Annotated in this window: 14 protein-coding genes and 1 tRNA gene; 9 read left to right on the top strand and 6 right to left on the bottom strand. The window is 35.5% G+C overall.

The window, feature by feature from the left end; all coding sequences use genetic code 11:
* Positions 1 to 255 precede the first annotated feature (255 nt).
* The 8 genes from EV197_RS08050 to EV197_RS08085 all read left to right on the top strand — a co-directional run bounded on the left by EV197_RS08050 (position 256) and on the right by EV197_RS08085 (position 6,166).
* A complete protein-coding gene (locus EV197_RS08050; RefSeq protein WP_130286249.1) occupies positions 256 to 1,212 on the top strand; it encodes a PorP/SprF family type IX secretion system membrane protein in 957 nt (318 codons plus the stop codon).
* 26 nt (positions 1,213 to 1,238) lie between these two features.
* The gene (locus tag EV197_RS08055) at positions 1,239 to 3,230 is read left to right on the top strand and encodes an OmpA family protein (protein ID WP_130286250.1); all 1,992 of its coding nucleotides are present in this window, start codon (positions 1,239 to 1,241) and stop codon (positions 3,228 to 3,230) included.
* Between the two features lie 142 nt (positions 3,231 to 3,372).
* Positions 3,373 to 3,909, top strand: coding sequence for an isopentenyl-diphosphate Delta-isomerase (idi, locus tag EV197_RS08060; RefSeq protein WP_130286251.1), 537 nt, complete (start codon positions 3,373 to 3,375; stop codon positions 3,907 to 3,909).
* A complete protein-coding gene (locus EV197_RS08065; RefSeq protein WP_130286252.1) occupies positions 3,890 to 4,300 on the top strand; it encodes a 6-pyruvoyl trahydropterin synthase family protein in 411 nt (136 codons plus the stop codon). The genes idi and EV197_RS08065 overlap by 20 nt, the downstream gene beginning before the upstream one ends.
* 2 nt (positions 4,301 to 4,302) lie before the next feature.
* Positions 4,303 to 4,764 carry a peroxiredoxin gene (locus EV197_RS08070; RefSeq protein WP_130286253.1) on the top strand — a complete coding sequence of 154 codons (462 nt, stop codon included), beginning with the start codon at positions 4,303 to 4,305 and terminating at the stop codon, positions 4,762 to 4,764.
* On the top strand, positions 4,757 to 5,734 hold the full coding sequence (locus EV197_RS08075; RefSeq protein WP_130286254.1) for a type I phosphomannose isomerase catalytic subunit: 978 nt from the start codon (positions 4,757 to 4,759) through the stop codon (positions 5,732 to 5,734). Before EV197_RS08070 ends, EV197_RS08075 begins: the two co-directional genes overlap by 8 nt.
* 33 nt (positions 5,735 to 5,767) lie before the next feature.
* Positions 5,768 to 6,034, top strand: a complete 267-nt coding sequence (locus EV197_RS08080) for a hypothetical protein (RefSeq protein WP_130286255.1) — start codon at positions 5,768 to 5,770, stop codon at positions 6,032 to 6,034.
* A gap of 58 nt (positions 6,035 to 6,092) precedes the next feature.
* Positions 6,093 to 6,166: transfer RNA gene (locus EV197_RS08085), tRNA-Thr, on the top strand.
* Between the two features lie 249 nt (positions 6,167 to 6,415).
* Here the strand turns inward: EV197_RS08085 and EV197_RS08090 are convergent.
* The 6 genes from EV197_RS08090 to EV197_RS08115 form a co-directional block, all read right to left on the bottom strand.
* A complete protein-coding gene (locus EV197_RS08090) occupies positions 6,416 to 6,631 on the bottom strand; it encodes a hypothetical protein (protein ID WP_130286256.1) in 216 nt (71 codons plus the stop codon).
* Between the two features lie 266 nt (positions 6,632 to 6,897).
* Positions 6,898 to 7,662, bottom strand: coding sequence for a DUF4369 domain-containing protein (locus EV197_RS08095; RefSeq protein WP_130286257.1), 765 nt, complete (start codon positions 7,660 to 7,662; stop codon positions 6,898 to 6,900).
* A 149-nt stretch (positions 7,663 to 7,811) separates the two neighbouring features.
* On the bottom strand, positions 7,812 to 9,116 hold the full coding sequence (locus EV197_RS08100; protein ID WP_130286258.1) for a DUF819 family protein: 1,305 nt from the start codon (positions 9,114 to 9,116) through the stop codon (positions 7,812 to 7,814).
* A gap of 63 nt (positions 9,117 to 9,179) precedes the next feature.
* Positions 9,180 to 11,051, bottom strand: coding sequence for a M61 family metallopeptidase (locus EV197_RS08105; RefSeq protein WP_130286259.1), 1,872 nt, complete (start codon positions 11,049 to 11,051; stop codon positions 9,180 to 9,182).
* A gap of 2 nt (positions 11,052 to 11,053) precedes the next feature.
* On the bottom strand, positions 11,054 to 11,863 hold the full coding sequence (locus EV197_RS08110; RefSeq protein ID WP_130286260.1) for a Cof-type HAD-IIB family hydrolase: 810 nt from the start codon (positions 11,861 to 11,863) through the stop codon (positions 11,054 to 11,056).
* Positions 11,863 to 12,807 carry an alpha/beta hydrolase gene (locus tag EV197_RS08115; RefSeq protein ID WP_130286261.1) on the bottom strand — a complete coding sequence of 315 codons (945 nt, stop codon included), beginning with the start codon at positions 12,805 to 12,807 and terminating at the stop codon, positions 11,863 to 11,865. The genes EV197_RS08110 and EV197_RS08115 overlap by 1 nt, the downstream gene beginning before the upstream one ends.
* A 185-nt stretch (positions 12,808 to 12,992) precedes the next feature.
* On the opposite strand from EV197_RS08115, the gene EV197_RS08120 reads away from it, so the two are divergent.
* Positions 12,993 to 13,775 (top strand): S1/P1 nuclease, encoded by a 783-nt coding sequence (locus tag EV197_RS08120; RefSeq protein WP_130286262.1) that lies wholly within the window; start codon positions 12,993 to 12,995, stop codon positions 13,773 to 13,775.

A 13,775-nucleotide genomic window follows, 5' to 3' on the forward strand; every position in this document is an offset into this window, starting at 1 on the left:
TTATGTAAAAAATATTGTTGATTATTCTTATATTGAATAAAGCTTAGCATTTGATGAATTTGGTATATTATCGAGGTAAATCAATGATTCATCGATGATTAATACAATAATAATCGTTAAAAAATGTTAATAAATAAAAAAATATCACCATATTTGTACATTAACAAATAGTACGGTATTTCCGTAACGGATTGATAAAGTAACATTTTAAACGTATTAACTAATTTGTTAACCCCCAAAGTCTAACAAAACTATATGATAAAAAAACTACTTATATTTATTTTTATCCTAATACCCTGTTGTTGGCAATGCCTCTTTGCTCAACAAGATGCCCAATACACTCAATATATGTACAACACTATCAGTGTTAACCCGGCCTACGCTGGTAGTAGGGGAGTATTGAGTATAATGGGATTACACCGCAGTCAATGGGTTGGCTTAGATGGAGCACCAAGAACCCAAACATTGACAGTCAATACCCCAATAGGTACCAAAGAAAAATTAGGACTTGGTCTTTCAATCGTAAATGATGAAATTGGCCCAACAAGTGAAACATTTTTTGGTGTTGATTTTTCGTATACCATACCTACCTCAGAACAAGGAAAGTTAAGTTTTGGATTAAAAGCTGGCGGTCATCTTTTGAATGTTGACCTTACCAGGCTTAGTGAATTTAACGAAAATGATCCTTTTTTTGGTAGTGATATTGACAATCGATTTACACCGCAGGTTGGTCTAGGATTCTATTACCATACCGATAGATTTTATGCGGGTTTAAGTGCCCCAAACCTCTTGGAAACTGAGCATTTTAATGAAAATGCTTTAAGCAGCGACAGTGATGCAGTATCATTTTTAGCAGAAGAGCGAATTAATTTCTATTTGATAACTGGTTATGTTTTTGATTTAAGCTACAATTTGAAGTTTAAACCAGCCTTACTCACCAAAGCAGTAGCCGGTTCTCCGGTACAGGTAGATGTGTCTGCTAATTTTTTATTGTATGAACGACTAACACTGGGTGCAGCTTATAGATGGGATGCGGCCTTTAGTGGTTTGGTTGGTTTCCAGGTCTCTGATGCCTTGATGATTGGTTTTGCTTATGATAGAGAAACTACAGAACTAGGACGAACCCAATTTAATGACGGAAGTTTTGAAGTTATGCTACGCTTTGAACTCTCTAAGAAATATAACAGAATTTTAATTCCACGCTTCTTTTAATAGGATAAGAAAAAAGAATATTATTTATGAGAACTACAAGAACGTTATCACGTTTTGTAACCCTTTTGTTTTTACTAGGTTTTAGTATACAATCCTTTAGTCAGGAGGAACAACTAATGGCCAAAGCTAAGGAACAATATGATCGATATGAGTACATTGACGCCCAGCAATCCTACTTACGGGTATTAGAAAAAGGTTACCGCAGTGCAGAATTGTTTAAAAATCTAGGGGACAGCTATTACTACAATAGCCAATTCGCTGAAGCTCAAAAGTGGTACAAAGAATTAATAGAGTCTTATCCGAAGGAAGAGATAGAAGCCAATTACTTTTTTAAATACGCACAGTGTCTTAAATCGCAAGAAAAGTATGAAGAGGCAAATACCTATATGGAACAGTTTGCAACACGTACTGATAACGATCAACGTGCTAAGATTTATAGAGAGCATCCTGATTATTTAGAGCGTATCGATTATCAATCTGGTAGGTATGATATGTATAATCTAGCTGTAAATACGGAATTTACAGATTATGGAGGCACCTTTTACAACGATCAATATGTGGTTTTTGCATCTACCCGGGATACATTAATAACCAAAAGAATCATTGATGGTAGAACTAATGAAGCGTTTTTAGAGTTGTTTAAAGCGAACTACGATAAGAATTCAGGAGAACTCTTAGAGTATGAAAAAATGAGCAATGTACTTAACTCTAAGTTTCACGAATCTTCGCCAGCATTTACCAAAGATGGCAATACCGTATATTTTACAAGAATTGGATATGGAGATGAGAAATATAAACGAAAAGGTACCAATATCCCTACGAACAGATTATTTGTTGCTACAAAAAATGAGTTAGGTGAATGGTCTGAGGCTAAGCCCCTACCAATCAATAAGGATGGCTTTTCCATGGCTCACCCTACGTTAAATTCAGCAGAAGATACGATGTATTTTGTTTCAGATATGCCCGGGGGAAAAGGAAATACGGATATCTATAAAGTTGCGATTAACCCGGATGGTACCTTCGGAACTCCAGAAAACTTAGGTGATAGAATTAATACTGAAGGTAAGGAGACCTTCCCATTCGTTAGTGCAAGTGGAGACTTGTATTTTGCTTCTAATGGACACAGTGGGTTAGGAGGTTTAGATGTATTTGTAACCAAACTTGAACCCGCCAATGATGAAGAGAAGCTGGTCATCAACGTAGGTAAACCGGTAAATAGTCCCAAAGATGATTTTGCCTATGTCATTGACGAGGTAACACGTAGGGGATACGTATCCTCAAATCGTCCAGGTGGTAAAGGAGGCGATGATATATATAGCTTCTTAGAAACAGAAGAATTGCGTAAATTCTGTGAGATTACCATAAAAGGAGTTGTAAAAGATTCTCAGACAGAAGAGATTATTACTAATGCTAAGGTTACGGTTTTCGATGCTGAATATAATGTGATAGAAGTAATGCGTTCTGATCAAAATGGTGCGTATGAAACTACTGAAAAAATCGATTGCAGCGCTACCTACCATATTCGTATAGAAAAATTGGAATATGGTATGGCAGAGATGCAATTGGACACACCGGATACTACTCAGGTTGTTGATCTTTCGGACTATAGAGAACTTCGTTTAGTCAGAGAAACAAGATTGATCCAACCAGGCGAAGATATTACAGAGCAGTTGGCCCTTAATACTGTTTATTTTAGTTTTGATAAGTATAAGATTAAAAACGAAGCGAAAGAAGCGTTGGATAAAGTGGTAGAAGCGATGAAGAAATATCCAGAAATGAATATTGAAATTCGAGCTCACACGGATAGTCGAGGACCTAAATCCTACAATTTAATGCTATCCAAAAAACGAGCTGAAGCCACTATGGAATATCTAATTAGTCAGGGAATAGCAGCGGAGCGATTAACAGCAGAAGGGTATGGAGAACAAAACATTATTAATAAATGTGTTGATAATGTTCCTTGTTCGCAAGAAGAGCATCAACAAAACAGACGTAGTGAATTTATTATCATAAAGTAGTTCATTGGTGATTCGCTCTTGTAATTGTTTACAATAGAAAAGTAAAAGCACCCGCGAAAGGGTGCTTTTTTCTTAAATAAAAATTAATAAAAAGGGCGATTAGCTGATAAATTGCTATGATTTTGTAATTTTGGTGACTTATATGGAAGAAGAAAAAGTTATCCTCGTAAACGAAAAAGATGAGCAGATAGGCTTAATGCCAAAGATGGAAGCTCACGAAAAAGCCTTACTTCATAGAGCATTTTCAGTATTTGTGTTCAACGCTAAAAATGAACTGATGATTCAGCAACGTGCAATGCATAAGTATCACTCACCTGGCTTATGGACCAATACCTGTTGTAGTCATCAGAGAGAAGGAGAGTCCAATATTGCTGCAGGGATGCGTAGATTGCAAGAAGAAATGGGATTTACTACTGCTCTTAAAGAAACCATTTCATTTATTTACAAAGCTCCTTTTGATAACGGGCTAACAGAACACGAGTTTGATCACATCCTTATAGGGTATTATGATGCGGATCCCTATATCAACCCTGATGAAGTAGCCGCTTGGAAGTGGATGTCATTAGAAGATCTCAAAAAAGATATGAACGATCATCCAGAGGTTTATACGGCTTGGTTTAAGATAATTTTTGATAAATTTTACGCCCATATTTCTAGTTATGAGAATCAAAGCTTGTAGAAAGGCACATTTTAATGCCGCACACCGATTATACAGATCAGACTGGAGCGATGAAAAAAACGCAGAGATATTTGGTAAATGTAGCAATCCACACTATCACGGTCATAACTATGAATTGATTGTAGCTCTTACCGGTGAAATAGATCCCGAAACAGGCTACTTAATCGATTTAAAAATTTTAAAAGACCATATCAAAACAGAGGTTGAAGATTATATGGATCACAAAAATCTTAATGAAGAGGTTGAAGAGTTCAAGAAATTAAACCCTACCGTAGAAAACATTGCTGTGGTTATTTTCAATAGGTTAAGAGCAAAGCTTGACACCAAATACGATATTGAGATTACGTTATACGAAACTCCCAGAAATTTTGTGATATATAAAGGAGAATAAGGATGAGTTTACAAGAAGGAGATAAGGTTGATCATTTTAGTTGTAAAGATGATAATGGAGCTACTTTTGAAAGTACGTCCTTGTTAGGTAAAAAAGTAGCTGTAGTCTATTTTTATCCAAAAAATTTTACACCCGGATGTACTAAAGAAGCCTGCGACTTTAGAGATCATTATACAGAATTTAAGGAGTTAGGCGCTGAGGTTATTGCTGTAAGTTCAGATAGTGCATCTTCTCATCAAAAATTTAAAACTAAATATAGATTACCATTTATATTTTTAGCAGATAAAGACGGTCAATTACGAAAGTTATTTGGAGTAAAATCATCTTTATTAGGTCTATTACCAGGTCGAGAAACTTTTGTAATAGATAAAAATGGTGTGTTGCGTTATCGATTTAATAGTCTTAATGCTTCCAAGCATATGAGCAAAGCACTTAGTGTTGTAAAACAAATTGCAGATGAATAATCCTAAATTATCCATATTGCAATTTGAACCAATTTTTAAACAAAAAATTTGGGGCGGTTCTAAACTTCAAGATTATCTAAATAAATCAGTTACTGATACCAATGTAGGAGAAAGTTGGGAGATTAGCGATGTAGATGATGCTATGTCCGTAGTGTCAAACGGGTTGCATAAAGGCAAAACATTACGTTCATTAATAGCGCTTTATGGAGCTGATTTGGTTGGGTATAAAAACAGTAAGCGATTTGGTGCAGCCTTCCCGCTGCTGATCAAGTTTATAGATGCTAAGGAAAACCTATCTGTACAATTGCATCCTGGAGATACAATTGCAAAAGCAAAACATAACTCCCTGGGTAAAACTGAAATGTGGCATATTGTGCAGGCAGATAAAGATGCAGAGATTATTATTGGCTTTAATAAAGAGATATCCGAAGCTGAGTATAAACAAAGAGTATCAGAAGGGACGATTGCTGAAGTTTTAAATCGCGAAAAAGTTGCTGCAGGAGATACTTTTTTTGTCTACGCAGGTTTAATACACGCTATTGGGGCAGGAGTGGTATTGGCAGAAATACAACAAACCAGTGATATAACCTATAGAATATACGATTGGGATAGACAAGATAAAGACGGTAATTATAGAGCGCTTCATCAAAAAGAGGCTCTTGACGCTATTGATTTTGATTCAACTCAACCTTATAAAATTGATCAGGTAGAGACACAAAATCAATTGACTAACTTGGTTCGTTGTGATCATTTTATCACAAATACTATACATATTACCAAAGCACAATGTATTTCGCATCTAGGGCTGGATTCATTTGTGATTTATATGTGTGTAGAAGGAGTTGTGAAAGTTAAGGATGGTGAAGAATCGATTGCTTTACACATGGGAAATACTATTTTAGTTCCCGCGTGTATAGAGGATATAGAAATAGTTGACGGAAACGGAAAATTATTACAGGTTTATATATAAATTTACGGCGAAATAGCATATAAAAATTGAATTATGGCAAATAGGAGAGATTTAAAGAAAGATATCAATTATGTACTTGGTGATATCATAGAAGAAGTATATGTTCGAGGCTTAGAAAATCCAGATAAAGATTCAAAAAAAGGTGAGGCGATTATTGATGAAGCTATAGCCACTTTTGATGATCTTATGGAGCGTGTTAATAAAAGAGGTATCGAAAATGCTTCTAAGCACTTCAAACAAATCAGAACAGATTTAGAAGATAAAGGCAACGCTCTTTTAGAGAAAGTAAATAAACTATAATTTTTAATTAAAAAGTATTTGCAAATATCAATTAAGAAATTATATTTGCACCGCTTTTGCCGATATAGCTCAGCTGGCTAGAGCAGCTGATTTGTAATCAGCAGGTCGTGGGTTCGAGTCCCTCTATCGGCTCTTTAATTAAAAATCCTGATTTCTAGATGAAGTCAGGATTTTTTTATGGAATATATTTATTTGTAAGGTACGAGAAGCCTGTTCTGAGCGCAGTCGAAGAGAGTCCCTCTATCGGTTCTTTAATTAATACTCCTGATTATATCTAGAAGTCAGGATTTTTTTATTGTGCAAAACTAAAGATAAATTAAATCAAAAAACGTCTCAAGTATTGTGACTCAAGACGTTTTATAGTTGTTAAGTAGCTTTTAATTAAGCACAGCAATCGGTTGCTTTATGATAAGAGCATCCCGATTGATATTGACCTCCACACCTTGGATTATTTAAAGCTAAATGAGTAGTGGTGCAACACTCCAGTAAAGGATTACAGCATAAAAAAATACCAGGTGGGCGTCCTCCAATAATTGTTTGTTGATCTCCCTTTTTAATTCTTTGAGTACCTTTTAGGTTTAAGATGTTTTTTAACATGATTATTAGGTTTTAATTCAAAAGGAAATTACGGTATTATTTACATAAAAAATTATGGCTTAACCGCAATTAACAACTATTAACCAGCTGAATGGTAAATCCTAAATCTTAGGAGCATTATTGAGAAAATTATGTGTGATGGATGTTTAAAATAGTTGACAGGAATAACTATCTAATAATCATTCGTAAGATTAGTTAGCTTTTTTAAATCTGAAAAGAGAATATAGCTACACCTCAACCCATACTTAACAGTATAGTGTTGCCGTTTACATACTTTGTAAGGTATCAACAACTTTATCCTTTGCTTCTGGTTGCTTTTTTTCAATAGCTTTACGCTCGGCAACAAAGTCAATGAGTTGTTTGCCGTACATTGATTTTTTAACCTTAGGAGTGAGTTTATCAACTACAGTATCCAAATATTTCACATTGGCATCAAAGACTTCAAGAAGCGTAACATAAGGGGCCACTTCTAAATCTTTATTGTTTACTGCAAAATTGATGGTGTATAAATATTTTGACTTGATTAATTTTTTATATTCCTTCTCCAAAGCCATAAGCTTAATCTGATCGTTTTGCTTTTGCGCTTCATAATTCTCCTTAATCAATCTTAAATTACGATCATTAAAGCGACGTAAGATTGCTTTATACTCTTGGAGCTGGTTAGTGTTTTTGCCCCCGGTGATCTTAGCATCTCTCTCAAAATCATTAAGCGTGGTTACTATATTTATTGTCCCTTTTTCAGCAAAAAAGTCAATACGATCATTATGTGGAGCGTTGTCATTTTTGTCTAAATACAAATAGTGAATTTCTGGCTCAGTGATCGTAGAGTAGAGGGTAAAATTTGGATCACCGTCAACGATCAAGGAATCTACTGTAGTTAAGGTGCTGTCTTCAATTTTTTGTAAATACAGGGTTCCCTGTTTTAAACCTTTGATGGTACCAGTGACGGTAACGTTTCCTTCTTTCTTTTTTGAAGAAGTACAGGCTGCGATAAACAGCACTACGGAGATATAAATAACTAAATTTTTCACGTATTACTTTGATTTAAACTCGTAAATATCATTCTGTATGACAATGCTATCTATAGGTGTCAAAACGGCTACAAATATGCATATTTTTTGGCGTTTACTGATGAATAGCGATGATTCTATTTAAAAAATTGTCAACAATTTACAATTTCTTATGAGCCTGAAGCTACTTGCATTAATATCGTACAGAAAATCGCCCCATAGGTTCCCACAACATAGCCAAATACGGCGAGCAGCACTCCTACTGTGGTTAGTGATGGATGAAAGGCTGCAGCAACTACAGGTGCAGAGGCAGCGCCACCAACGTTAGCTTGACTACCTACTGCCATAAAAAAGTAAGGCGCTTTAATCAATTTAGCAACTAAAATGAGCAAACCGGCGTGGATGGACATCCATACCAAGCCAATAGCGATTAAACCTGGGTTTTCCAATACCATACCTAAATCCATCTTCATACCAATGGTGGCTACTAAAATATAAATGAATATACTTCCTATTTTACTAGCACCTGCACCTTCATAATTTTTAGCTTTGGTGTAGGATAAAAGAATACCTATTGCCGTGGCTATCGTAATCATCCAAAAAAATTGCGAGGTAAAGGAGGATAATGAAGAGCTTTTATCATTAAAGCTTTCAAAATTGGAGGATAAAAACGAAGAAATACCATTGGCACCCCAATGGGCAATACCGACAGCTACAAACGCTATGGAAATCATGATCATATAATCAGTAAGAGATGGGTTGCGGGTAATTTTTTCAGAAAATCCGGATACTTTTTGTTTTAAAGCTTCTATTGCAGAATTGTCTGCTTTTAACCAACGATCAATCCTATTACTCTTACCAATTCCAATCAATAAAATTGCCATCCATAAATTGGCTACAACAATATCAACAAGCACCATTCCTCCGTATTTGTCTGGATTATATTTATAAATCTCTAACATCGCTGCTTGGTTGGCTCCTCCACCAATCCAGCTACCAGCTAAGGTAGCTAATCCACGCCACACCGCGTCAAAACCAGCACCTCCAACAGTTTCAGGAGATACGGTGGCAATCAACAATATAGCTAAGGGGCCGCCTATGATGATTCCAAGAGTACCTGTTAGAAACATAATCAGTGCTTTAGGTCCTAAATTAAAGATTCCTTTAAGGTCAATACTAAGGGTCATTAAGACTAGAGACGCCGGTAATAAATAGCGGCTTGCTACATAATATACATTCGACGATTTTTCGATAGTTTCTCCATCCGTATTTATTTCTTCCCAATGTGGTGCTATGATACCTAACGAATTAAAGATAGCGGGTAACAAGTAGCATAATAATAAGGCAGGAACAAATTTGTAAAACGTTTTCCAAAATGGAGTTTGTAATTTTGCGGTGTAAAATACCAGGCCTAGGCAAAGTAATAAGATGCCAAAAACAATAGTATCGTCAGTGAAATAAGGAATAGTATTCATGTGTACTTTTATTGAGCTTTGCAGATGCGCTGCAAAATACAATTTTTAAATTTAGATCAAACTTTAGTCATTTAACCATCGTTTCAGCAAGTCTTTTTGTTGTTCCGTAGCACCGGGTAATGGAGCTATAACTTCCACTTTAGTGGTGGGTTTGATAACTATCGGTGTTAATTTTTTGAGGGAACCTTTGCGCTCAATGGTAATGCTTATTGTTTCTCCAGTTTTCCACTGTTTAGAATCACCAAATAAGTCATAAATATTTTTGACATTATATTTCTTATTATTAATACTAATCAAAGTGTCACCAGCTTTTATACCAGATTTCCTCAAAAAATTATTTTTTGAAGCATCTTCAGTAAATACAATGCTTTCAGAGTTTTCTGCCCCCTGGATAAAAGGATCTTGATTGTGAATAAAATACGAAGAAGCTTCGTTTTTTTCAGTCAATTGCAGGCCTACTTTGTTGAGGTATTTGTTGTAATTGATCGGAATGTTCTGGGATACATGCTTCTTTAAGAACTCAGCAACTTCAGTATTAGAAAGTAATTCAATTTTTTCAAAGAGCTCATCGTCTTTAAATGGAATATCCCTTCCGTATTCATTAGACAGATCTTTTACTAGATCTAGAACTCCGTAGATGCCTCCACTTTGGTCTCGTATCATAATATCTAAACACATGGATATGAGTGCGCCTTTTTCATATACATTTCTAAAATTTTGAAGATAGGGAGGCTTTAAAATGTTTTCACTCATCTCAGTAAAAGAAAATGAATTGTCAAACTCTTGAGCGAGCTCTATTTTTTGTTGTAGGCGATTATAGAATGTGTTTTTATTGATAATACCCTGTCTGATCTGAAAAAGTAGTGAAAAATATTCTGTTGTACCTTCATACAGCCATAAGTGTTTTGACATTTTAGGGTTGTTAAAGTCAAAATTATGAATCTCTTCAGAGTGTATAGTCAATGGAGTTACAATGTGAAAAAACTCATGAGAAACGACATCGATCAGTGATTCCTCTAGTTTTTGTTTAGACAAAGCTTCCGGTAGCACCACCAGGGTAGAAGTATTGTGCTCTAAAGCGCCAAAACCCTGAGCATCGTCTTTCTTACTGGTCGATAGGTATAACAGTACACTATACTTTTTTGTTGTATTAATTGCGCCGAGGAAGTTTTTTTGAGCAGTCATCATACGCTCCATTTCTGGCACTAATGTGATTGCCTTGTGAGTGCTGTTAGGTGAATATACACTGAATATTACTTCAATTCCACTAACCGTAAACGATACCCTGTCAGGTATGGTATACATAATAGGAGCATCAACTAAGTCGGCATATCGTTTAAATGCAAAGTAATCCGTATCATAAGAGGCATAGGCAGATGGTTCTTCGGACATTATTTCGGTTAAGGAAGTCGAAGCTTCGAGTTGTACAGGATGTTTTATGAATAATCGATATTTCGTTTCTTTTAGACCTTCAAAATACCCTACAAACCCATATAAATTGAGGATAAAGTTTTTACCTGCTTGAATGTTAGTACCCGTAGGAGAAAAAACCTGGTGTGTATCTTCACTGTCAAAAGTATCGTTGACCCAATAGGTTATTTTTTTAAGCGTTGCAGCATTGCTTATCGTCCATTGATTATCATTTTTTCGAATACTTATAATAGGTTTGCCTTCTTCATCAAAAGCTTCAAAATCCTCAATAAATTTTCCATAATAATTATTCTGATACGTGCCAGGAACGATTTTTGGTAAAAAATAATTTATGGAATCTGATAGAATATCTGATACTTCAACTTCTACCTTAACCTTGTCATCCACTACGTTTAACAAATCAATATTGACGATTACCGGCGGTTTATTGACCTGTAATGGTGATTCAACTGTTTTACAGCTTATGACGAGGGTTATGGTGTATAGAAGTAATAGTTTTTTCACACTTAAAAAATGATATGTTTGTTAATAAATTCGGCAACACCATCTTCTTTTCCGTTAGCGGTAACGTAATCTGCTACAGCGATAGTTTCAGGCTTGGCGTTTTTTACGGCAACACCTGTGCCGGCAAATTGTATCATCTCTATGTCGTTATAGTTGTCACCAAATGCCACTGCGTCTTCTACCTTCAAGTTAAAATGTTGGTCAAGTAAGTGTTGTATCGCTGTTTTTTTAGAAATGCTTTTTTCTGCTATTTCAATATAAGTGGGTTTGGAGCGATAGAGGTGCAATTCAGTTGAAAAATTCTTTTCCATAAAATCATATAACCTGTCTATTGCTGACTCTTCTCCCATACACATAATTTTATGTGCACTTTTATGTTTTTGTTTCCACTCCTGTAAAACAATATGATTGGCTTTTATTGTCGGAGTTACTTTGGTGTTCTGTCGCTCTCGATTAGCCCAGAAATCATCTTGTGGCACATACCATTCATCGTTATGATACAAGCTGAGGTGTACCTGATCTTTAGTATTAAAGTCTATTAGCTCCTCTATAATTTGTATTGGTATGGTGGTGGATTGTGCCACTTGACCGTTGATCAAAATTAGTCCTCCATTATAACAGATCAAGGGGGTGTCTTCTATGCCTAAAGATTTTTGTAAATGGCTCATGGCTGAGGGCATCCTAGAGGATATTAAAACAAAAGGGATGTGTTGACTGATTCTTTTAATTTCGGCAATAGTATAAGCGGATAATTCTCTATTATGATCTAAGAGGGTCCCATCTACATCCGAAAAAGCAATTGTATAGCCCATTAATCCTGTACATTTAATTGAGTCACAAAGGTAGTAATACTATCAATAAATTGCGGCATGATTTCTCTCCATGATTCATTATAGGATTTGTGGTTTTCCATTCTTCCTCCTTCAATAGCTCTAAATATATGATTCATTTTAGGGATAATTTGCTGTTTGGCATTAGGAGTTTTGGATTGTAAAATCTCCGCTTCAGTTAATCCTACTTGAATGTCTTTTTCACCTTGTATGAGTAATATAGGTATTTCAAGTTTACTTAATTCTTCCGCTGGGTCATACTTCATCCAGGATTTCATAAAGGGCTGTAAATCATATCGGAATATGGAGCCAAGTGCGGGGTCAAAACTCGAAGCTTTTCCATATTTTCTAAGATCAGCAAAGGCTATGGCTGCACTTTTATCGAGACCAGGAGCTTGTCGGGATAGTTGATCTAAAATGACAAAATCAATGGATTGGCCATTACCAGCCAATGATATAAAAGCATCTGCCCGATCTTTGGCAGCCACCATACCAATTAAAGAACCCTGTCCATGACCAGCCACAATGATATTGGTGTATTTAGAATTTTGTTTGAAGTAATCAATGGTAGCTTTTGCGTCTTCGATAAAGTCATCAAAAGATATTTCATGCTCTTTGATGTTAAATTTATCCATAGTGAATAAACGTTTGTCATATCTAAAAGAGGCTATTCCTTTTTTGGCTAGTTTAATCGATAATTTTTTAAACGTATCACTTTTAGACATTCTGTCGTTGCCGTCTCTATTGACCGTGCCAGCATCCATAATGAAAATAATTAGTGGTACTGCTTCATCATCGGCATAAGGGGTGATTAATGTTCCTGTGGTAAACTTATTGGTTTTTACATAGGCTGAATTATATTCCTTTTCCTGAGCTTTTAGAAGCAGGGGAATTAGAATTACTAACTGAAGAATATAAAATTTCATAAGTAATTTTAGTTTTTGAAATGGGGTATATAGGTAACGTAAGACAACGTGAATTCTTTTAAAATCAGCTCATAAAATTTAATTCAAATTAAGTAATTGTCATCTTTTCAAGAAATCTTAATTCGTTGTATAATTTAACGCTCAACTAACATACCCTTTTTTATCTTTGCTGCAAAATTAATTGAATGAATATTCGGACATTGATAGTAACGGCATTGTGTACAGTAGTTTTTTATAGCACTTGTTTTGCCGATGACTGGGGTAAAACTGGGCATAGAGCAACAGCACAAATTGCCGAAAAATACCTAACAAAAAAAGCTAAAAAGCGAATTAACGAATTGTTGAGTGGTCAAAGTTTGGCCTTGGTGTCAACCTATGCGGATGAAATTAAAAGTGAGCGTTCGTATAAGAACTACAGCCCGTGGCATTATGTAAATTTTGACTTTGATAAAGAATATGGTGCCGAAGCTCCAAGTGAACGTGGTGATCTGGTCATTGGGATTCAAAAATGCATCGACATTCTTAAGAATAAATCTTCTAGTCAAGAAGACAAAGAATTTCATCTAAAATTACTAGTACATTTTATAGGAGACTTGCATCAACCACTGCATGTAGGGCGAGGCGAAGATAAGGGCGGTAATGATATACAAGTAAGGTGGTTTAATGAAGGTACTAATCTTCATCGATTGTGGGATACTAACATGATTGAGCATTACAAAATGAGCTATAGTGAATTAGCAGCGAATGCAGCAGTTCTATCCGCTCAACAGATTGAAGATATAGAAAAGGGTAGTGTCTTGGATTGGGTTTATGAATCCCAGGACCTGGCTGAGAAAGTATACGAATCTGCGACTGTTGGTGAAAAATTAGGGTATCGCTATGTTTATGATTATTTCCCACTGTTAAGAGCGCAATTACAAAAGGGAGGAATCCGGTTGGCTAAAGTACTTAATGATATTTTTGGATAA

The sequence above is a fragment of the Aquimarina brevivitae genome, from assembly GCF_004216895.1.
Taxonomy (GTDB): domain Bacteria; phylum Bacteroidota; class Bacteroidia; order Flavobacteriales; family Flavobacteriaceae; genus Aquimarina; species Aquimarina brevivitae.